Here is a 20,496-nt window from a genome sequence, read left to right on the forward strand (position 1 = left end):
ACTTCGGTCAGAGCCCAGCGAGTTGGAGGAGCCATGTACCGCAAAGGCGCATACGTGGTGGACGTACGTGAGGACAGGATCGCCCAAGTGATCGGCGGCACCAGCAGCCGCGTACAGCTACAGAGCCCGGACGGCTCCCTGCAATGGGAAGTACCCTTCGCCGCCCTGCGATTGGCGACCGGCGCGGAGCGCGAGGCGGCGGGGCTGCGGCCGTATCTCAGTACGTGCCCCGACTGCGTAGAACTGGCGACGCGCCGCCGCACCGCACCGCCCGGGCAACGCGGCAAGGCCACCGCCGACGCGCACCTCCACTGGGTGACGGCGCACTCCACGCCGGAGGCGAACCGATGACGACCTGCCACCACCCCGAATGGGAATCCGCCGGAACCGGCGAGGCCCGCTGCAAGCGCTGCGGCACTCGCCGCTTCACGGACTACGGCGCCCTACGACCCCCGGCCTGCCCGAAGCGGTGCGACCACCGGCCCGTACACGCGCCAAGACCGACCGCATGGCGGCCACACTCATCTCCCGCACCGCCTACCACCTCACCCACTGGGGCCGTCAGGCGAGAACACCGACGCGGGCGGCGAGCCCGCGTAGCTCGGTGGTTGTTCGCCCGGAGACCAGCAGGCCGGAGACCAGCGACTTCACGGCCGGGCGGGCATGGGTCTCTTCCGGGGCGTGGTGTTCGGCGGCCAGGAGCGCGCGGATGCAGTCGTCCTGGCGGTTCCAGCGGGCGAAGGCTGTGGCGATGTCGATGTAGTAGCGGGCCCGCCGGCGCGGGCGGCGGTGTAGGCCGCGGACTGGATCAGTAGGCCCCGCTGGGCCGCCAAGGCCGGCTCGCCGCCGCGGAGGGCGGGGTGGTCGGCGGCCGCCAGGGCGATGGAGAGGGCCTGCTCGTGCCAGTCGGCCTTGCGGGCCAGGACCGCGAGCTGTCGCGCGGCTTCCGCGACCAGCAGGGGCTCGCCGGCGGCTTCGGCGGCCTGGCGGGGCACGGTCGGCGGCCATCCAGCCGAGCTGCTGCTCCTCCAGCTTGATCAGCATGCGCGTGGCCAGCAGGTAGCTGTGGGTCAGCAGCCCGTCGTCCTGGGCACCTTCACCACCGGCCCGGGCGTGGGCCGCGCAGATCAGCCGGGGCAGCCGTACGGCCAGACTGCTGTACGCGCAGGCGTGGAAGTCGGTGAAGGCGCGGGCCAGATCCGTGCGCAGGACCGCCGCCGACGGCACGGTGACATCCGCATCCAGGCCGAGCATGGCGTCCCGCAAGCGCGTGACCAGGGCCTCGCCGGCGGCGGCGTCCTCGCCGGGTGTCCTGCCCGTGGGCAGGACGGGGGCGCCGACGGCCGCGGCGGCCGTGACCGCGAGGTTCGCGAGCAACTTCCTGCGCCGCACCGGGTCCTCCCCGCCTTCTCGACGAGCCGTCTCCGCCACCCTAGGACGGGGCAGGCGCGGGTAGGCGGCGGTTGGCCCGATCGGGCGCGGCAGGGCTCCATCGTCGCCGACATGCTGCAGACGGCGTAGTACACCCGTCATGTGATCTCGCGGTACAGGGATCTGCACCAGTCGGTCCTGGATACGGAGGAAGCCCGTCCGGGCCCGCACAAAGCACCAGGAGAGTCCGACGGCGCTCCCCGGCGTCCGCGTCCGGAACGAGGCAGAAGGGTCAAGGGCCCGTTGGCCGCCAGAGACGCAGGAAAGCTGTGCCCGTGCGGCCCCGGCCTGCGCCCGGTCCGGGGCCGGGCCGGGGCCGGGCCGGGGCCGCGTCAACCGGTCGCCGATCAGCTCGGCTGGTCGCCGGTGTACCGGTAGATCTCGGCGCCGCTGTTGATGTGCCACACGGTGCCGTCGGCGCCGGCGGCGATGTCGATGGCCGTGCCGGGGATCTTGACCCACGGATTGCCGCCGGAGGCGTCGTTGTTGGTGTAGCGATAGATACTGCCGCCCGGGTCGACGCCCCACACGTTCGTCCGGGAGCCCACCGCGATGCGCTTCAGGCTGCCGTTGACGTTCTTCCACGGGTTCGCGCCGTCCTGGTCCCCGGTGTACCGGAAGACCTGGTTGCCGCCGTTGACGCCCCACACGGTGCCGTCGGCGCCCGCGCCGATGTCGCTCAACGCCCCGGGGATCTTGATCCACGGGTTGGCGTCGTGGTTCGTGTACCGGTAGATGGCGCCTGCGGAGTCCACGCCCCACACGTTCGTCCTGGAACCCGCGTCGATGCGGACCAGGCTGCCGGAGATGCCCTTCCACGGGCCGCCGTCCTGGTCCCCGGTGTACCGGTAGATCTGATTGCCGGCGTTGACACCCCATGTCGTACCGTCGGAGGCCGCCCCGATGTCGCTGAGGCCCCCCGGGATGTTGATCCAGGGGTTGGCGTCGTAGTTGGTGTACCGGTAGATGGCGCTCGCCGCGTTCACCCCCCACACCGTCGTCCTGGACCCCGCCGAGATGGCAGTGAGAGCACCTGCGACCTTCACCCAATCCGCCATGCCACATCATCCTTCCCCGAGCGGTTGCTGACCCGGTCATCCTCGGTGAAAAAACGAGCTGGCAAAGCGGAAGAATGCTTGTCTTAATACTGAATAAGCCTGTAAATCGATGTTTTAACGACCATCACCTTGCCTGCCGAGGGACGGGAGAGGTTCAGTCGGGAGCTTTTCGGCTGGAAGTGCTGTCCCTCATATAGGGGATCGACGCATATGCCGGTTCATGCCTCCCGCCGGGACGTCCCCGCCGACCGGAGGCGGACGGGCCGGCGTGCGAGCGCCATCCGTGGCGGCCCGGCACCCCGCCCCCGCGCCCTGGCGCCGCCCGGACCCCGCCCCGATCGCGTACGCCTCGCGGCGTAACCCGGAGCGGCCCCGCTCGCCCCGCTCGGTGTGCGCGTGGGGCGATGGCGGCCGACCCTGGACGCAGGGGGTCTGCTCCAGCCGAAGGGTGAACGCCGTCATGAAGACTCCCCCGATCGTCGCGCCGCAGGAGTGGGAGGCCGCGCGCCAGGAGCTGCTGGTGGAGGAGAAGCGGCTGACGCGGGCCCGTGACGCGCTGGCCGCCAAGCGGCGGCGGATGCCGTGGATGGCGGTGGAGAAGGGGTACGCGTTCGACGGCCCCGGGGGCAGGGTGGGTCTGCTCGACCTGTTCGAGGGGCGTCGTCAGCTGATCGTCTACCGCGCCTTCCACGAGCCCGGCGTGTTCGGCTGGCCGGACCATGCCTGTCGCGGCTGCTCGATGGTGGCCGACCATGTCGGCCACCTGGCCCATCTGAACGCCCGCGACACCACTCTCGTCTTCGCCTCGCGCGCGCCGCAGCCGGACATCGAGCGGGTGAAGGCGCGCATGGGGTGGACGATGCCCTGGTACACGATCACCGACAGCTTCGACGCCGACTTCGGCGTGGACGAGTGGCACGGCACGAACGCGTTCATCCGCGACGGCGACAGCGTGTACCGCACCTACTTCATCAACGCCCGCGGCGACGAGGCGCTGGGGAGCACCTGGAGCTACCTCGACATGACCGCGCTGGGGCGGCAGGAGATGTGGGAGGACTCGCCCGAGGGCTACCCCAGCACCCCGCCGTACGAGTGGTGGAACTGGCACGACGCGTACGGCGGCGACGCCGAGCCGGCGCCGGAGTGGCTGGCCAAGACGCGCCAGGGCCCCCGGGGCCGGCGCGACTGATCCCGCCCTTACGCCGGTACCGGCTCCTTCTCCCCCGAGGGGTCCGGCGCCTCGCCGTGCCCGTGGCCGTGGCCGTCGTCGACGAGCGTCGCCTCGTCGAACGGCACGTGCCCCGCCAGGACCTCCCGTACGCGCGCGTGGTCGATCTCCTTGGTCCACGTGCCGATGAGCACCGTGGCCACCGCGTTGCCCGCGAAGTTCGTCAGGGCGCGGGCCTCGCTCATGAAGCGGTCGATGCCGACGATCAGTCCGACGCCGTCGACCAGGTCGGGGCGGTGGGACTGCAGGCCGCCCGCGAGGGTGGCGAGGCCCGCGCCGGTCACGCCGGCCGCGCCCTTCGAGGCGACGATCATGAAGAGCAGCAGGGAGACCTGCTGGCTCACCGACAGCGGATTGCCCATCGCCTCGGCGACGAAGAGGGAGGACATCGTCAGGTAGATGGCCGTGCCGTCGAGGTTGAAGGAGTAGCCGGTGGGGACGGTGATGCCGACGACCGGGCGGCTGACGCCCAGGTGCTCCATCTTGGCGATCAGCCGCGGCAGGGCCGACTCGGAGGACGACGTCGACAGGATCAGCAGGAACTCGCGCCCCAGGTACTTCAGCAGGGTGAGGATGTTGACCCCCGCCACCAGGCGCAGCAGCGTGCCCAGCACCACCACCACGAAGATCAGGCAGGTCGCGTAGAAGCCGATCATGATGACGGCCAGCGACTTCAGGGCGTCGACGCCCGTCGCCCCGACCACGGCCGCGATCGCCCCGAACGCGCCCACCGGCGCCGCCCACATGATCATGCCGAGGATGCGGAAGACCAGCTTCTGCAGGTGGCCGATGCCGCGCAGCACCGGCTCGCCGGCCGGGCCCATGGCCTGCAGGGCGAAGCCGGACAGCAGGGCGACGAGCAGGGTCTGCAGGACCTCACCGCCGGTGAAGGCGGAGACCATGGTGGTCGGGATGATGCCGAGCACGAAGGCGGCGGTCGACTCGTGGGCGGCGCCCTTGGCCTGGGCCTCGCCCGCGTGCCGGAGGGAGTCGGTCAGGTGCAGGCCGCTGCCGGGCTCCAGGAGGTTGCCGACGACCAGGCCGATCGCCAGGGCCACCGTGGACATCAGCAGGAAGTAGCCGAGCGCGAGCCCGCCCACGGCGCCGACCTTGGCCGCCTTGCGCACCGAACCGATGCCGAGCACGATCGTGCAGAAGATGACCGGCGAGATCATCATCTTGATCAGGTTCACGAAGCCGGTGCCCAGCGGCTTGAGCTCGACCGCGGCGCCCGGCGCCGCGAAGCCGACCGCGACGCCCGCGAGCACCGCGCCGATCACGGCCAGATAGAGGTAATGGGTCCGGTCCGGCCTGCGGCCGGCCGATGGGGACTGCACTGCCACGGTTGTCTCCTCGTGATGCCTGGACGCGTCCGTACGTCGTCGCGGAGACTATGCACGCGGATGTGACGGCGGTCACCCTTGCGTGCATTACGTTCACGAACGCGCGGGCAGGCACACTGTCCGCCATGCGCAAACCTCGCATACGCCGCCCCCGCAGCCTGGCAGGCCAGCTCTTCGCGATGCAGATCGTGCTGGTCGCTGCCGTGGTGGCCGCCTGCGCGGTCTTCGCCTACGTCTCCGGCCGCGGCCAGGCCCAGGAGGCCGCCCGCCGCCAGGTCACCGCCGCCGCGGCCGCCGTCGCCGCGTCGCCCGCCGTGCGCGCGGCCGTCCGCGCGCCCGATCCCAGCGCCGCGCTGCAGCCGTACGCGGAGCGGGTGCGCCGGGACACCGGCGTCGACTTCGTGATCATCATGAGCCCGGGCGGGGTGCGCTGGACCCACCCCGACCCGCTCCGGATCGGCGAGCGCTTCCTCGGCCACACCGGCCCCGCCCTGCGCGGGCAGGCGTTCTCGGAGACGTACACCGGCACGCTGGGCCCGTCGGTGCGGGCCGTCGTGCCCGTGCACTCCGGTTCCGCCGGCGTCACCGCGCTGGTCAGCGCCGGCATCACCGTCGACGCGATCAGCGCCGACATGCGCCGCCGGCTCGCCGTGCTGTTCGCGGTGGCGCTGTCCGTGCTCGCCCTCGGCGGGGCCGGGACGTACCTCCTCAACTCCCGGCTGCGCCGCCACACCCACGGCATGAACGCCGCCGAGCTCGGCCGCATGCACGACTACCACGAGGCCGCGCTGCACGCGGTGCGCGAGGGGCTGCTGATGCTCGACGGGCGCCGGCGCATCGCCCTGATCAACGACGCCGGACGGGAGCTCCTCGGCCTGCACGGCGACGTCGTCGGCCGCCGCGTGGACGCGCTCGGCCTCACGCCGTCCGTCACCGAGGCCCTGCTGGCCCCCGGGCCGCGCGTCGACGAGGTGCACCTGACCGCCGAGCGGATCGTGGTGGTGAACACCTCGCCGGTCTCCGGCGGGGAACGGCAGGGCACGGTGGTGACCCTGCGCGACCACACCGAACTGCAGGCGCTGTCCGGCGAACTGGACTCCGTGCGCGGCTTCGCCGAGGCACTGCGCTCGCAGGCGCACGAGGCCGCCAACCGGCTGCACGCGGTGGTCTCCCTCATCGAACTCGGCCGCGCGGACGAGGCCGTCGACTTCGCCACCGCCGAGCTCGAGCTGGCCCAGGCCCTGACCGACCGGGTGGTGGCCGCCGTCGCCGAACCGGTCCTGGCCGCGCTGCTACTGGGCAAGGCCGCCCAGGCCAACGAGCAGGGCGTGGAGCTCGTCCTGGCCGACGACACCCGCGTCGACGACGGGCTCCTGCCGCCCGGACTGCCCGCCCGCGACCTGGTCACCATCCTCGGCAACCTCGTCGACAACGCCGTCGAGGCGGCCCGCGACGCCCACCGCCCCGGCCGCGTCACCGTCACCGTGCGCGCCGACGGCGGCGAACTGCTGCTGCGGGTCGGCGACAGCGGCCCCGGCGTGGCGCCCGAGGCCGTGGACGAGGTGTTCCGGCGCGGCTGGTCCACCAAGTCGCCCGGGGCCGCCCCGCACGGCCGCGGCCTGGGCCTGGCGCTCGTCCGGCAGGCCGCCCGGCGCAACGGTGGCACGGTCGCCCTCGGCGCCTCCCCCTGCGGCGGGGCCGAGTTCACGGTCCGGCTGCCCCTGCGTGTCCGTACGTCCGAAGGAGTCCCCGCATGAGCACGAGCCCGAGACCGCTGCCGAGAGCCGCGGCGCCCCCGATCAGGGTGCTCGTCGTCGAGGACGATCCCGTGGCCGCCGACGCCCACGCACTGTACGTGGGCCGGGTGCCGGGGTTCACGGTCGCGGGCGTGGCGCACTCGCGGTGCGACGCCTCGCAGTTCCTCAAGCGGACGGCGGTCGACCTGCTCCTGCTCGACCTCTACCTCCCCGACGGCCACGGCCTCCAGCTGGTGCGCTCGCTGCGCGCGGCCGGGCACGCCGCGGACGTCATCGCGGTCACCTCGGCCCGCGACCTGGCCGTGGTGCGCGAGGGGGTGTCGCTGGGCGTCGTCCAGTACGTGCTCAAGCCCTTCACCTTCGCCACCCTTCGCGACCGCCTGGCCCGGTACGCGGAGTTCCGCGCCGCCGCCGGGGAGGCGAGCGGGCAGGAGGAGGTGGACCGGGCGCTGGCCGCGCTGCGCGCGCCGCAGCCGGTGGCGCTGCCCAAGGGGCTGGCCGTGGACACCCTGCAGGCCATCACCGACACCCTGCGCTCCGCCGGCGACGGCGGCGTCTCGTCGGGGGCGGCGGCCACGTCGGTCGGCGTCTCGCGGATCACCGCGCGGCGCTACCTGGAGTACCTGGTGGACACCGGGCGGGCCGGACGGGCCCCGCAGTACGGGCAGATAGGCCGGCCCGAGCTGCTCTACCGCTGGGCCGGCAGGCGCTGAGGTCCCGGGCGCGTGCGGCGGGGCCGCCGGGGGAACGTACGACTCGACATCCCAAGGTGCAGGAGGTCGTGCCGTGCGCCCCACCAGCCCCGTACCCCTCGTCGCCGCCCTCACCGCTCTCGCCGCCCTCGCGACGCTCACCGCCTGCGGCGACTCCGGCGGCGACCGGGACACCGTGAAGGTCGTCTACCCGCGCAGCACGGACAACAAGGTCCGGCTCATGGACGACTACCTGGCCGTGATCAAGAAGCAGTTCGAGCGGGAGCACGCGGGCAAGAAGCTCCGGCTCATCCCCGTCCAGGCCACCCAGGACGACTACTACGCCAAGGTCCAGCAGATGATGCGGTCGCCGAAGACCGCCCCGGACGTGGTGCACGAGGACACCTTCGTCCTCAACTCCGACGTCAGGAGCGGCTACTTGAGACCGCTGGACGACAAGCTGGCCGGCTGGAAGCACTGGAACCGCTTCGCGCCGGCCGCGAAGGCGTCGGCCAAGGCGGAGGACGGGAAGACGTACGGGGTGCCGGACGGCACCGACACCCGCGCCCTGTGGTTCAACAAGGAGCTCTTCGCCCGCGCCGGCCTGCCGGCCGACTGGCACCCCGGGACCTGGAACGACGTCCTGGACGCCGCCCGTACGCTCAAGCGCCGGCTGCCCGGCGTGATCCCCCTCAACGTCTACACCGGCAAGGGCGCCGGCGAGGCCGCCTCGATGCAGGGCTTCGAGATGCTGGCGTACGGCACGGGGTCCGATCCCCTCTACGAGCCGTCGTCGAAGAAGTGGGTGACGGGCGGGGCGGGCTTCCGCGACGCCCTGGACTTCGTCCGCACCGTCTACGCCGAGAAGCTGGGCCCGGATCCCTCGGACGCCCTCTCCCCCACCATCGGCACCCGGGTGACCAACGACTGGCTGCCGGGCGGCAGGCTGGCCATCGCCCTGGACGGCTCCTGGCTCGGCAAGTTCTGGCTCGCCTCCGGGGCCAGGCCCTGGCCCCAGTGGTCGAAGGTGATGGGACAGGCCGCCTTCCCGACGCGGGACGGCAAGGCGCCCGGGCGCGTCAGCCTCTCCGGCGGCTGGACGTGGTCCATCGGCGCCAAGTCGCCCCGGGCCGACCTCGCCTGGCAGCTCATCGAAACCATGCAGACCCCCGCCAACGCCACCGACTGGACCGTGCGGGACGCGCAGATCGCCGTACGCGACGACGTGGCCGCGGCGCCCGCGTACCGCACGTCGATGCCGGGCGTCGCCTTCTTCACGGACCTGGTCAAGGACACCCGCTACCGCCCGGCCCTGCCGGTCTACCCGCAGGTCTCCAACGCCATCCAGGAGGCGATGGAGTCCGTCACCACCGGCGACGCCGACACGGCGGGGGCCGCCCGCCGCTACGACGAGCGGCTGCGGTCGATCGCGGGCCCGTCGGGCGTGACGGCCCGGTGAGCGCGCGCCGCGCCGCGGGCGGCCTCCCGCGCTGGCTCCCCCTCGCCCCGGCGAGCGCCCTGTTGCTGCTCTTCCTCGCCGGGCCGATCGGCTACTGCGTCGTCCTGGCCTTCACCGACACCCAGCTCTCGGGACAGGCGTCGGCCTCGTTCGTCGGCCTCGCCAACTTCCGGCGCGCCTTCGCCGACGACGACTTCGTCAACGCGGTGCTGCTGACGCTGGTCTTCACGGTCGTGTCGTCGATCGTCGGCCAGAACACGCTGGGCTTCGCCCTCGCCGCCCTGATGCGGCGCGCCTCGAAGGCGGTGCGGACGCTGACGGGCACGGTGGTGATCGCCGCGTGGGTGCTCCCGGAGATCGTCGCCGGGTTCCTGCTCTACACGTTCTTCACCCGGGAGGGCACGCTGAACGCCGTCCTGGAGGGGCTGGGCCTGCCCGGCCAGAACTGGCTGTTCACCCTGCCCATCCTCGCCGTCTCGTTCGCCAACGTCTGGCGCGGCACGGCCTTCTCGATGCTGGTCTACTCGGCCGCGCTCGCGGAGATCCCCCGGGACGTGACGGAGGCGGCGGAGGTCGACGGGGCGAGCGGCGTGCGCCGCTTCTGGCACATCACCCTCCCGATGATCCGGCGCTCCATCGGCACCAACCTCATGCTCAACACCCTGCAGACGCTGTCGGTCTTCGGCCTCATCTGGGCCATGACGCGGGGCGGGCCGGGCAACCGCAGCCAGACGCTGCCGGTATTCATGTACGACCAGGCGTTCCTGAAGTCCCTGATCGGCTACGGCACGGCGGTGGCGCTGCTGCTGTTGCTGGTGGGAGGGCTGTTCTCAGCGGTGTACGTGCGGTTGCTGCGGGAGGAGGTGTGAACGGTCCCCCTCCCGCGGCGACCGGGACTACTGGCCGGGATTAGTGACCGGAACTACTGACCAGGACTACTGGCCCGGACTACTGAGCGGGATCACTGACCGGGACTACTGGCCGAGCGGCGAGACCGCGTTGCACAGCGCCAGGCCCGTGTCCGAGGCCTTCGCGGTCTTCTCGTCCAGGACCTTGCCCTTGTACGTGATCTTGCAGCCGCCCTCGCCCTCGGTGACCATCGCGCTGACGGTCGGGGACTCGATGCCCTTGAGGGTGACCGTCTTCTTCCACGGCGTCTTCGGCTTCTCCTCGGTGGTGAAGTCCGGCTTGGCCGCCGAGCCCTTGCCCTCGTTGAAGTCGACCGAGTCGACGGAGCCGGTGACCTCGTAGGTGACCTCGAAGCTGCCGCCCACGGCCTTGTCGACCGTGTCCACGGCCTTGTCCTCGACCTTCTTCTTGGCGTCGGAGGCCTTCTCCTCGACCGACTTCCTGGCCTCGCCCTCCTCCTTCCCGGCTGCCTTCCGGACGTCCTCGGTGCTGCAGGCGGTCACGGCGGTCAGCGCCAGACCGGCCACGGCGAGGGCGGAGAGGGTGCGGCGGACACGGGCGGAGCGGTTCACGAAACGTTCCTTCGAGCAGTGGGGGTGGGGCACAGCCGCTCGAGTCAACAGCAAAGAAAAAGCAAAGACAAGCCCGGAATCATAACGGTTGGCAGGGCGGAAGGAGGGGCGGAACCGTAGGCTCCACCCCTCCCTCAGCCGGCGTCAGGAATGGGAGCGGACGCCCGCCCCGCCCTTGCCGTGACGCACCAGCACCACCAGATTGGCGACGGCGCCGAAGAGCCCCGTCACGGCGGCGACCCGGTCACCGGGCAGCGCGGCACAGGCGCCCATCACGACGATGACGACGACCACCACGACGGCGATGTCCGGGAAAGCCTTGCGTTTCCACGGGGGCCGTAGGGGACGATAAGAGAGTGACTGACCCATCCGGTCCGTCCTTCCCGCCGATGACATCGGCTGGCTGGGCCGCCATGTGTCCTCTTGTGCTTGCGAGGCCGGGGACACTGGCGGCTTGTCAACTTCCGCGCCACCAGCATGTATTGACCGTTGTCCCTGTTCAATCGAACGAGACAATACGACTACAATACGCGCCCAATCGGCGACAATGGGGGACGACATGCCCAGACGGCTCACGCATCTGGATTCGGCGGACGGACCCTTGGCCCGGTTCGCCCTCGAACTCCGCGCCCTGCGCGACGCCGCCGGCTTCGACGCCCCGACGGTGGATCAGATAGCGGTGCGCTCCCACATCCCCCGCTCCACGCTCTACGCGGCGCTGCGCGGCCTGCGCGTACCCACGCGCCCGGTTCTGGGCGCGCTGGTCACGGCCTGGGACGGGGATCCGGTGGAGTGGCTGATGAAGCGCACGGCGACGGAGGCGGAGCTGGAACGCGAGCGGTCCCGCCGCCGGCCCGTTCCGGTGCCCGGGCCTCGCCGGGCACCGGACGGGCCGGCGGTGGAACCGACCCCGCTCCCGGGGCAGTCCGGCATCGGCCCCACGCGAGGGGCGGCCGACTTCGCCGCCGCGCTGCGACACCTGCGGCACACGGCGGGCGCCCCGTCGTTGCGGCAGATCGCGAGGCGGATCCACACCAACGACGCACTCCCCGCCGTGGTCAGCCCCTCGACCCTCTCCGATGTCTTCCGCGGCCGGCGGATCCCCCGATGGGACGTCCTGCGCAGCGTCGTCTGGGCCCTCGACGGCAACGAACAGGAGTGGCTGAGGCGCTGGCAGGACGTCCAGTCGGCGACCTACGGAATCAGGTAGTTGTAGACCTCGAACACCGTCGAGTCGAAGGGCGGCGCCCCCAGTTCCACCGCCGCCGGGATGACGCTCTTCTCCAGGAAGGCGCGGAACGCCTCCTCCGACTCCCAGACGTCGATCACCTGCCACTCGCCCTCGCCCGCCGGCGTGGCGACGTGGGCCAGCAGCCCGGCCGGCGGGTTCGCCGTGTCCGGGATCGCCTTGTCGACCGTCGCCTGGTACAGCTCCGGGTTCCACCCCGCGCCACGGCTGTGCACCATCACTGCCATCCGTCGCTCCCTCCGCACCTGAGGTTGGTTGCGCGTTCAACGCTACGGTCGGGCCGGGTGCGGGAAGGAGTGGTGTCCGCCCCGCCCCGCGGCACACCCCCACGCCGGAGCGCGGAAGGGGCGCTGTGCCCGGCGCGTGCCCAACTCGGCTGCCTCCTGGAGGAGTCGGAGCGCGACGGCATCACGGCGAGGCGGAACTCACCCCATCACCACGGTCGGCGGCGTCACCGGCGGCTGCGGCTTGATCACGGCGAACGTCGCGCCGAAGGGGTCGGCGAGCCAGGCCATGCGGCCGACGTCCGGCACGTCGGAGGCCGGCACGCGGACCGAGCCGCCGCCGCCCTGCGTCCCGCGGACGACGGTGTCGACGTCGGCGACGGCGAAGTAGGGGATCCAGCGCGGGGTCTCGCTCTCCTCGAGGAGGGGCACGACGCCGCCGAAGGAGGCCTCCTGCTGGTCGTCACCGTCCGCGGTCGACAGGACCGTGTACGTCATGCCGGGGACCTTGAGGTCGGCGGAGCGCCAGCCGAACACGCCCCGGTAGAAGGCCTTGGCGGCGGCGGGGTCGCCGACGTGGAGTTCGGTCCAGCACAGGGAGCCCTCGTCGGAGGTCTTCTCGAGGCCGGGGACGGCGGCCGGCTGCCAGACGGCGAAGTCGGCGCCGCCGGGGTCGGTGAAACAGCCCATGCGGCCGGCTTCCATGACGTCGAACGGGGCGACCCGCACGACGCCGCCGCCCTGCTCGATGGCCTTGGCGGTGGCGTCGGCGTCGGACGTCTGGAAGTAGACGGTCCAGGCGGAGCTGGCGCCGTCCTCGCTGAGGGGGCCGAGCGCGGCGACGTTCCTTCCGTCCTTCTTGAAGAAGCCGTAGCCGCCGGCGTCGGGACCGGCCGACTCGAGGTCCCAGCCGAAGACGGAGCCGTAGAAGGCGGCGGCCGCCTCCGTGTCGGGCGTACCGAGGTCGAGCCAGTTGGGAGCGCCGGTGACAAAGTCGGTGGTGAGCATGGTGGGGTGCTCCTTCGACGGATTCCGCCGGGTTTCCCCGGCCGGAATCAGTCTGGCACCGGCGGCCGGGCCGCGCCCTTCGCGCGGGCGCGCGGGCCCGTGCGCGGGGGTGGGAGGGGTTCGGGGGGCGTCACCCGAACGGAGCAGTCCTCCGATCGCCCCCGGGAGCGGGGCGAGGGACGATGGAGGTGCCATCAGGAGAGCACATCAAGATCACAGCACTCAGGAGGCACACATGACCACGGCCAAGGAGATCATGCACCCCGGAGCCCACTGGCTCACCAAGTCGGACACCCTGGAGCGCGCGGCACAGCTGATGCGCGACCTGGACATAGGGGCCCTGCCGGTGGCCGACGAGGACAACAACGAGCGGCTGTGCGGCATCATCACCGACCGCGACATCGTCGTGAAGTGCATAGCGGAGGGCCGTACGCCGGCCGAGTGCTCGGCCGAGGAGCTCTGCGAGGGCACTCCGCGCTGGGTCGATGCCAACGCCGACATCACTGATGTGCTCCACGAGATGGAGGACCACCGCATCAAGCGGGTGCCCGTGGTCGAGAACAAGCGCGTCGTCGGCATCATCAGCGAGGCCGACCTCGCCCAGCACCTCACGGACGACCAGATAGCCGAGTTCGCGGAGATGGTCTACGCCCGGCGCTGACCACCTGCCCACCGGCCGGCCCGGCGAGCCGTCTTCCCGGAGGGCCGAAGGCCGAGGAGGCCGATCATGACCAAGGCCAAGGACATCATGCACGAGGGCGCGCAGTGGATCACAAGGGAGGAGACGCTGTCCCGCGCCGCCCAGGTGATGGATCTGCTCGACGTGGGCGCCCTGCCGGTCAGCGACGAGAGCGGCCGGCTGTGCGGCATCATCACCGACCGCGACATCGTCGTGAAGTGCCTGGCCAAGGGGCACGACCCGGCCAAGGTGACCGCCGCCGACCTGTGCGAGGGCACACCCCGCTGGATCGACGCGAACGCCGATGTCGACGACGTTCTGCACGAAATGGAGATCCACCGGATCCGCCGGCTGCCGGTGATCGAGAACAAGCGCCTGGTCGGCATGATCAGCGAGGCCGACGTCGCCCGGCACCTGCCGGACGCCCAGGTCGCGGCCTTCGCCGGGCAGATCTACTCGCCCGCCCGGTGAGCCGCCCGGTGAGGCGAGGGCAGGCCCGGCAGGCCCGCTGACGCACACCTCCGGCGCGCGCTACGCTCCCCTTGGCCCGCTCGCGCGACGCCGCGCGGCGGAGCGCCACGCCATGCCGCGCCCGGAGGTGCCATGCGCCCGCTCCTCGCCCGCCGCACCCGTCACCGTCTGGCCGCCGACGCCGCGCTGCTCGCCGTGGCGGCGGCCTTCGCCGTACCGCCGCTGTGGCTCGTCCTGTCGTCCGTGGACCCCGAGGCCGGACTGCGGGTGCGTACGCCCGCGCACGCCACGCTCGGCAACTTCTCGTCCGTCCTGACCGACGAGATCACCTTCACCCCGATGCTCAACAGCCTGCTGCTGTGCGGCGGGGCCACGCTGCTGACCATCGCCTGCGCCGCCCTCGCCGCGTACCCGCTGTCGCGCTACCGCTCGCGCTTCAGCCGGCCGTATCTGCTGGGGCTGCTGTTCGCCACGTGCCTGCCGATCACCGCGATCATGGTGCCGGTGTACGGGCTGTTCGTACGGATCAACCTCATCGACACCGTCTACGGCACCGCACTCTTCCTCGCGACCGCGCAACTGCCCTTCGCCATCTGGCTGATGAAGAACTTCATGGACGGCGTTCCGGTGCTCCTGGAGGAGGCGGCCTGGACGGACGGCGCCGGCCGGCTGCAGACGCTGGTCAGGGTCGTCCTGCCGCTGATGGGGCCCGGCGTCGCGGTGGTGACCGTCTACTGCTTCATCATGATGTGGGGCAACTTCTTCGTGCCCTTCATGCTGCTGCTCACCCCGGACCAACTCCCCGCGTCCGTCAGCATCTTCACCTTCTTCGGGAACTACGGACAGGTCGCCTACGGCCAGCTGGCTGCCTTCTCGATCCTCTACTCCACGCCCGTGATCCTGCTCTACGCCCTCATCGCCCGCCGCCTCGGCGGCGGCTTCGCGCTCGGGGGCGCGGTCAAGGGGTGAACGGAGGGATCTGTGGTCACTGGAAGCCCAGCATGCCGGGCGAGTCGATGTCCACCGTGACCACGCCGGGCGGATAGGCGTTCTCGTGACCGGTCAACAGGATCGACATGCCGGTGAATTCGGCGCGCGGGAGGGCGCAGTACAGGGCGTGGCAGGTGTCCGGGCCGCCGTAGCCGTCGCGGATCATCTTGCCTACGCTGACGGTGGCGACCGTATCGAGAATGTCCACGTCCACAGCGGAGTAAGCGAGCACACGACGTGCAGCGTCTTCGTCGTCCGCTTCGGCCTGCAGGAGACACAGGGCAGGAATCGTCAGGCGGTCGCCTGGCGTACGAGCCATATTGCCGGCGAGTCTGTTCAGCGCCTTGTGCCCCTGGCCAAGAGCCTTCACCGCACTGGTGTCAAGGATGATCACGCCGCGGCACCCCGGGCCACGCGGGCCTTCTCTGCGGCGATCTTGTAAATGTTGCTGAGGACGTCCGGCCCTTGGTCGAACTCTTCGTCACTGATCTCGATGCCGATCAGACGTCGCGCGATTTCCCGATCGGCGGCGAGCCGCTCGGCACGCTGGGCCGCAGTGGGCTGCTCGGCAGCCAGGTCCTCCACCAGCTGGCCGATGGTGATGCCGCGCTCCTTCGCAAGCTCGGCAAGATGATCACGGGTCTTGCGCTGAACCTGGATCGTCGTGGTGTCCATAGCTGCACCATAGACCAACGACGGCCCGGTGCACCGCCCCTTTCACCCCTTCGGGTTCTGTGCACCTCGAGGAGGACGCCGTCCGTCTCCAGGACTACGCCACACCGGCACCTCGGACCCAAAGTGCGACGCCGGAATCCGGCCTGACGGCTGACGTTCCGCCGGGCCGGCGCCCGAAGAATTGGAACCGCTCGTTCCAGACTTCCCCGCCTCGGAGGAGACCCCGTGTCCTACCCGGCTGCCCACGCCACCGCCCACATCCCGCGTTCGCGCGCCGTCGCCGCCCGGGCCACCGGGCTGAGCAAGGTCTACGGGCAGGGCGAGACCCGCGTGGCCGCCCTCGACTCGGTCTCCGTGGAGTTCCGGCGCGGCGAGTTCACCGCGATCATGGGGCCGTCGGGCTCCGGCAAGTCCACGCTGATGCACTGCATGGCGGGCCTGGACGCGATCTCCTCCGGCTCCACGCGCATCGGGGACACCGAACTCGGCTCGCTCGGCGACCGGCAGCTGACCCGGCTGCGCCGGGACAAGGTCGGCTTCGTCTTCCAGGCCTTCAACCTGCTGCCGACCCTGACCGCGCTGGAGAACATCACCCTCCCGATGGACATCGCGGGCCGCAAGCCGGACCCGCAGTGGCTGCAGCAGATCGTCATGACGCTGGGCCTCTCCGGCCGCCTCGCGCACCGGCCGAGCCAGCTCTCCGGCGGCCAGCAGCAGCGCGTCGCGGTGGCCCGCGCGCTCACCGCCAAGCCCGAGATCATCTTCGCCGACGAGCCGACCGGCAACCTCGACTCCCGCTCGGGCGCCGAACTGCTGGGCTTCCTCCACGAGTCCGTACGGGCGCTGGAGCAGACGATCGTCATGGTCACCCACGACCCCGTCGCCGCCTCCTACGCCGACCGCGTCCTCTTCCTCGCCGACGGCCGCATCGTCGACGAGATGCGCGAGCCGACGGCCGACGCGGTCCTGGACCGCATGAAGGCCTTCGACGCCAAGGGCCGTACGAGCTGATCCCCGCCGGACTCGAACGTCAGGACTGACCCCACCCATCATGTTCCGTACCGCCCTGCGCAATCTCCTCGCGCACAAGACCCGGCTGATGATGACCGCCCTCGCGGTCCTCCTCGGCACCGCCTTCGTCTCCGGCACCCTGATATTCAGCGACTCCGTCGGCAGCGCCTTCCGCGACAAGATGGCCAAGAGCCTCGACGACGTCGCCGTCTCCGTGACGGCGGGCGGCCCCGGCACCGACGCCAAGGGACAGGGCGTCCTCGACTCCCGCGCGGTCGACAAGGTCCGCGCGCTGCCCGGTGTGGCCTCCGTGCGCCCCTCCGTCGAGGGCATCGCCATGATCGCCGACAAGCACAACAACCCCACCGGCGGCGAGTGGGGCAGCGCCGGCGTCAACTACGTGCCCGGCAAGGACGGCAAGGACAGCCGCTACCCGCTGGTCAAGGGACGGGCCCCCGCCGCCGGGGGCGAGATCGCCCTGGACGAGAAGACGGCGCGCAAGACCGGCACCGAGGTCGGCGGCACCGTCCGGATGGCCGTCGACGGTCCCGTCATGACCAAGAAGCTCGTCGGCATCGTCAGGACCGACAACCCCCGCGTGAGCGCGGGCGGCAGCCTCGCCGTCCTCGACACCGCGACCGCGCAGAAGCTCTTCGGCAAGCCGGGCGAGTTCAGCGAGCTCGTCGTGTCCGCGACGCCCGGCACCGACCCGGACCGGCTGACCGCCGAGGTCCGCAAGGCGCTGCCGGAGAACTTCGACGCGCAGAGCGGCAGGAAGCTGGCGGCCGACCAGTCGAAGATGATCGACGAGCAGACCAGGTCGATCCGTACGACCTTCCTGGTGTTCGCCGGCATCTCCCTCTTCGTCGGCGTCTTCATCATCGCCAACACCTTCACCATGCTCATCGCCCAGCGCAGCCGGGAGATCGCGCTGCTGCGGGCCGTGGGCGCCTCCCGCCGCCAGGTGGTGCGCTCGGTGATGATCGAGGCCGGGCTGCTGGGCCTGATCGCCTCCGCCCTGGGCCTCGGGCTGGGCCTGTGCGTCGCCGTTCTCCTGCCCCGGCTGCTCAACTCCACCGGGGCGAACCTGCCGGACGGACCGCTCGTGATCGAGCCGACGGCCGTGCTGAGCACCCTCGCGGTGGGTGTCGTGGTCACCGTGCTGGCCGCCTGGCTGCCCTCCCGCAAGGCCGCGAAGATCGCCCCGGTCGAGGCGCTGGCCTCGGTGGACCAGGCGCCGGCGCCGCGCGGCCTGGTGGTGCGCAACTCCATCGGCGGCGTGCTCACCGCGCTGGGCGTCGGCCTGATGCTGTACACGACCACGTTCCGCGACCGCGGTGGCCTGGTGCCCGCCATGGCCGGCTCGGCCCTCACCCTCACGGGTGTCATCGTGCTGGCGCCGCTGCTCTCCCGCCCGTTCGTGGCGCTCCTCGGCAGGCTCGCCATCCGCTTCTCCGGCGTCAGCGGCAAGCTCGCCCGGGAGAACGCCCTGCGCAACCCGCGCCGTACGGCCGCCACCGCCTCCGCGCTGATGATCGGCCTCACGCTGATCACGGGCCTGACCGTGGGCGCGGTCTCGGCCAACGAGGGCATGAACCGGATGGGCAAGCAGGACCTGACCGCCGACTACCAGGTCAAGTCCTCCAGTTACGGCGGCCTCGCCCCCGAGATCGGCGGGCAGCTCGCCGGGCAGGCCGGCGTCGCCGCCGCCGTCCCGCTGCGCTCGATCGGCTTCCAGAGCGACGGGCACCCGGCCCTGGCCGTCGGCACCGACCTGTCGGCGCTCGGCAAGGTGACCGCTCTGCGCGTCACCGGCGGCTCGCTCACAAACGTGCGCGGCACCGGCGCCGTCGCCGTGTCCGAGGAGTACGCCAAGCAGCGGAACCTCACGGTCGGCTCCACGCTGCCCATGGAGTTCTACGACGGCAAGCGGGCCCGGGCCAAGATCGTCGCCGTCCACGCCGACAACGACGTGCTCGGCGACGTCCTCACCGCCACCGCCCTCGTGAACGCCCACATGGACAAGGTGCGCGACGACAGGGTGCTGGTGAAGGCCGCCCCCGGCGCGGCCGACGGCCTGCGCGAGAAGATCAAGGACGCCTTCGGCGGCAACCCGCTGATCAAGGTGGAGAGCCAGGACGACCTGCGCCGCGCCGAGGCCGGCAACATCGACCCGGTCCTCAACATGGCCTACGGCCTCCTCGGCATGGCCGTCGTCATCGCCGTCATCGGCGTGGTCAACACCCTGGCGATGTCGGTCTTCGAGCGGACCCGCGAGATCGGGATGCTGCGCGCCGTCGGGCTGGCCCGCCGTGAGGTCAAGCGGATGGTGCGGCTGGAGTCCGTGATGATCGCGATGTTCGGCGCGGCGCTGGGCGTCGGGGTCGGCGTCTTCCTCGCCTGGTCCGGCGGGCACCTGCTGCGCTCGTCCTTCCCCCAGTACGAGATGGTCGTGCCGTGGGCGCGGATCGGGGTGTTCCTGCTGCTGGCCCTCGCGGTGGGCGTCCTGGCGGCCGTCTGGCCGGCCCGCCGGGCGGCGAAGCTCGACGTGCTGGAGTCCATCGGGGCGCAGTAGGCACGTGCGCGAAAGGGCGGTGGGTCCGCGGACCCACCGCCCTTTCGGCGTTCGTACGAATTCGTATGAAGAGGAAGAGGGACTAGAAGACCGACTCGGCCTCGTCCATCCGGCTCTCCGGCACCCGCTTGAGCTCGGTGATCGCGTCGGCCAGCGGCACCATCTCGATGTCGGTGCCCTTGAGCGCGGTCATCTTGCCGAAGTCGCCGCGGTGCGCCGCCTCCACCGCGTGCCAGCCGAAGCGGGTGGCGAGGACGCGGTCGTACGCGGTGGGCGTGCCGCCGCGCTGGACGTGGCCGAGGATGACCGGGCGGGCCTCCTTGCCCAGGCGGCGCTCGAGCTCGCCGGCCAGCTTGGTGCCGATGCCGGCGAAGCGCTCGTGGCCGAACTGGTCTATGGCGCCCTTGGCGTAGTCCATCGTCCCCTCGGCCGGGTGGGCACCCTCGGCGACGCAGATGACGGCGAACTTCTTGCCACGGGCGAAGCGTTCCTCGACCATCTTGACCAGGTCGGCCGGGTCGAAGGCGCGCTCGGGCAGGCAGATGCCGTGGGCGCCGCCGGCCATGCCGGACTCCAGGGCGATCCAGCCGGCGTGCCGGCCCATGACCTCGACGACCATCACGCGCTGGTGGGACTCGGCGGTGGTCTTGAGCCGGTCGATGGCCTCCGTCGCGACACCGACGGCGGTGTCGAAGCCGAAGGTACGGTCCGTGGAGGAGATGTCGTTGTCGATGGTCTTGGGAACGCCGACGACGGGCAGGCCCGCGTCGGAGAGCATCCGGGCCGCGGTCAGCGTGCCCTCGCCACCGATGGGAATGAGGACGTCGATGCCGTGCTCGCGGGAGAAGTCCTTGGCGTTCTCGCAGGCCTCGCGCAGCCGGGCGCGCTCGAGGCGGGCCGAGCCGAGGATGGTGCCGCCGCGGGCCAGGATGCCGCTGACGGCCTCCAGGTCCAGCTTGCGGAAGCGGCCGTCGAGCAGACCCTTGAAGCCGTCCTCGAAACCGATGACCTCGTCACCGTGGCCGACCATCGCCCGGTGCACCACCGAGCGGATGACAGCGTTCAGACCAGGGCAGTCGCCGCCCGCGGTGAGGACTCCGATGCGCATCGTGCTGTGTCTCCTGCTCGCTACTGGTACCTGTGAGCCGGACCGATTGTTTCACGG

22 protein-coding genes and 1 pseudogene are annotated in these 20,496 nt (G+C 71.4%); 13 read left to right on the forward strand and 10 right to left on the reverse strand.

Going from position 1 to position 20,496, the window contains the following annotated elements:
* Positions 1–54 precede the first annotated feature (54 nt).
* Positions 55–351: a hypothetical protein gene (locus IE295_RS09940; RefSeq protein ID WP_190063187.1), complete on the forward strand. Its 297-nt coding sequence runs from the start codon at positions 55–57 to the stop codon at positions 349–351.
* Positions 348–416 (forward strand): annotated as a pseudogene (locus tag IE295_RS34395) (hypothetical protein); the annotation flags it as partial. The gene IE295_RS09940 and the pseudogene IE295_RS34395, both read left to right, overlap by 4 nt.
* A gap of 145 nt (positions 417–561) precedes the next feature.
* Here IE295_RS34395 and IE295_RS09945 read toward each other — a convergent pair.
* Positions 562–1,392, reverse strand: coding sequence for an XRE family transcriptional regulator (locus IE295_RS09945; protein ID WP_224323075.1), 831 nt, complete (start codon positions 1,390–1,392; stop codon positions 562–564).
* A gap of 386 nt (positions 1,393–1,778) precedes the next feature.
* Positions 1,779–2,489, reverse strand: coding sequence for a tectonin domain-containing protein (locus IE295_RS09950; RefSeq protein WP_190063188.1), 711 nt, complete (start codon positions 2,487–2,489; stop codon positions 1,779–1,781).
* Between the two features lie 460 nt (positions 2,490–2,949).
* On the opposite strand from IE295_RS09950, the gene IE295_RS09955 reads away from it, so the two are divergent.
* The gene (locus IE295_RS09955) at positions 2,950–3,678 is read left to right on the forward strand and encodes a DUF899 domain-containing protein (protein WP_190063189.1); all 729 of its coding nucleotides are present in this window, start codon (positions 2,950–2,952) and stop codon (positions 3,676–3,678) included.
* Positions 3,679–3,686: 8 nt separating this feature from the next.
* On the opposite strand, the gene IE295_RS09960 is transcribed toward IE295_RS09955, so the two are convergent.
* Positions 3,687–5,060, reverse strand: coding sequence for a cation:dicarboxylate symporter family transporter (locus tag IE295_RS09960; RefSeq protein WP_372478813.1), 1,374 nt, complete (start codon positions 5,058–5,060; stop codon positions 3,687–3,689).
* Positions 5,061–5,185: 125 nt separating this feature from the next.
* On the opposite strand from IE295_RS09960, the gene IE295_RS09965 reads away from it, so the two are divergent.
* From IE295_RS09965 to IE295_RS09980, 4 genes are all read left to right on the forward strand, one after another.
* Positions 5,186–6,817 carry a sensor histidine kinase gene (locus IE295_RS09965; protein WP_190063190.1) on the forward strand — a complete coding sequence of 544 codons (1,632 nt, stop codon included), beginning with the start codon at positions 5,186–5,188 and terminating at the stop codon, positions 6,815–6,817.
* Positions 6,814–7,530, forward strand: coding sequence for a response regulator (locus tag IE295_RS09970; protein WP_190063191.1), 717 nt, complete (start codon positions 6,814–6,816; stop codon positions 7,528–7,530). Before IE295_RS09965 ends, IE295_RS09970 begins: the two co-directional genes overlap by 4 nt.
* Before the next feature lie 73 nt (positions 7,531–7,603).
* Positions 7,604–8,968 (forward strand): extracellular solute-binding protein, encoded by a 1,365-nt coding sequence (locus IE295_RS09975; protein WP_190063192.1) that lies wholly within the window; start codon positions 7,604–7,606, stop codon positions 8,966–8,968.
* Positions 8,965–9,837 (forward strand): carbohydrate ABC transporter permease, encoded by an 873-nt coding sequence (locus IE295_RS09980; RefSeq protein WP_190063193.1) that lies wholly within the window; start codon positions 8,965–8,967, stop codon positions 9,835–9,837. The genes IE295_RS09975 and IE295_RS09980 overlap by 4 nt, the downstream gene beginning before the upstream one ends.
* 105 nt (positions 9,838–9,942) lie before the next feature.
* Here IE295_RS09980 and IE295_RS09985 read toward each other — a convergent pair whose 3' ends face one another.
* Together IE295_RS09985 and IE295_RS09990 are read right to left on the reverse strand one after the other, a co-directional pair.
* A complete protein-coding gene (locus tag IE295_RS09985) occupies positions 9,943–10,449 on the reverse strand; it encodes a hypothetical protein (protein ID WP_190063194.1) in 507 nt (168 codons plus the stop codon).
* Between the two features lie 144 nt (positions 10,450–10,593).
* The gene (locus tag IE295_RS09990; protein WP_190063195.1) at positions 10,594–10,746 is read right to left on the reverse strand and encodes a hypothetical protein; all 153 of its coding nucleotides are present in this window, start codon (positions 10,744–10,746) and stop codon (positions 10,594–10,596) included.
* A gap of 262 nt (positions 10,747–11,008) precedes the next feature.
* Between IE295_RS09990 and IE295_RS09995 the strand changes: the two genes are divergently transcribed.
* Positions 11,009–11,659 (forward strand): transcriptional regulator, encoded by a 651-nt coding sequence (locus IE295_RS09995; protein WP_190063196.1) that lies wholly within the window; start codon positions 11,009–11,011, stop codon positions 11,657–11,659.
* Here IE295_RS09995 and IE295_RS10000 read toward each other — a convergent pair.
* Together IE295_RS10000 and IE295_RS10005 are read right to left on the reverse strand one after the other, a co-directional pair.
* Entirely contained in the window at positions 11,644–11,925 is a 282-nt protein-coding gene (locus tag IE295_RS10000; protein WP_190063197.1) for an antibiotic biosynthesis monooxygenase, read from the reverse strand. The two genes, IE295_RS09995 and IE295_RS10000, sit on opposite strands and share 16 nt — an antisense overlap.
* A 198-nt stretch (positions 11,926–12,123) precedes the next feature.
* Positions 12,124–12,930, reverse strand: a complete 807-nt coding sequence (locus tag IE295_RS10005; protein WP_190063198.1) for a VOC family protein — start codon at positions 12,928–12,930, stop codon at positions 12,124–12,126.
* Between the two features lie 235 nt (positions 12,931–13,165).
* Between IE295_RS10005 and IE295_RS10010 the strand changes: the two genes are divergently transcribed.
* The 3 genes from IE295_RS10010 (at position 13,166) to IE295_RS10020 (ending at position 15,049) form a co-directional block, all read left to right on the forward strand.
* The gene (locus tag IE295_RS10010) at positions 13,166–13,591 is read left to right on the forward strand and encodes a CBS domain-containing protein (RefSeq protein ID WP_190063199.1); all 426 of its coding nucleotides are present in this window, start codon (positions 13,166–13,168) and stop codon (positions 13,589–13,591) included.
* Between the two features lie 66 nt (positions 13,592–13,657).
* Positions 13,658–14,080, forward strand: a complete 423-nt coding sequence (locus tag IE295_RS10015; RefSeq protein ID WP_190063200.1) for a CBS domain-containing protein — start codon at positions 13,658–13,660, stop codon at positions 14,078–14,080.
* Positions 14,081–14,212: 132 nt separating this feature from the next.
* A complete protein-coding gene (locus IE295_RS10020) occupies positions 14,213–15,049 on the forward strand; it encodes a carbohydrate ABC transporter permease (RefSeq protein ID WP_190063201.1) in 837 nt (278 codons plus the stop codon).
* A gap of 16 nt (positions 15,050–15,065) precedes the next feature.
* Here the strand turns inward: IE295_RS10020 and IE295_RS10025 are convergent, their stop codons facing one another.
* Positions 15,066–15,464, reverse strand: coding sequence for a PIN domain-containing protein (locus tag IE295_RS10025; RefSeq protein ID WP_190063202.1), 399 nt, complete (start codon positions 15,462–15,464; stop codon positions 15,066–15,068).
* Positions 15,461–15,745: a hypothetical protein gene (locus IE295_RS10030; RefSeq protein ID WP_190063203.1), complete on the reverse strand. Its 285-nt coding sequence runs from the start codon at positions 15,743–15,745 to the stop codon at positions 15,461–15,463. Before IE295_RS10030 ends, IE295_RS10025 begins: the two co-directional genes overlap by 4 nt.
* A 258-nt stretch (positions 15,746–16,003) precedes the next feature.
* On the opposite strand from IE295_RS10030, the gene IE295_RS10035 reads away from it, so the two are divergent.
* Entirely contained in the window at positions 16,004–16,756 is a 753-nt protein-coding gene (locus tag IE295_RS10035) for an ABC transporter ATP-binding protein (protein ID WP_190063463.1), read from the forward strand.
* A gap of 40 nt (positions 16,757–16,796) precedes the next feature.
* Complete coding sequence (locus IE295_RS10040; protein WP_190063204.1) at positions 16,797–19,331, forward strand: ABC transporter permease; 2,535 nt, start codon at positions 16,797–16,799, stop codon at positions 19,329–19,331.
* Positions 19,332–19,413: 82 nt separating this feature from the next.
* On the opposite strand, the gene IE295_RS10045 is transcribed toward IE295_RS10040, so the two are convergent.
* On the reverse strand, positions 19,414–20,439 hold the full coding sequence (locus IE295_RS10045) for an ATP-dependent 6-phosphofructokinase (protein WP_190063205.1): 1,026 nt from the start codon (positions 20,437–20,439) through the stop codon (positions 19,414–19,416).
* Positions 20,440–20,496 lie beyond the last annotated feature (57 nt).

Source organism: Streptomyces griseocarneus (genome assembly GCF_014655595.1).
GTDB classification, from domain to species: Bacteria; Actinomycetota; Actinomycetes; order Streptomycetales; family Streptomycetaceae; genus Streptomyces; species Streptomyces griseocarneus.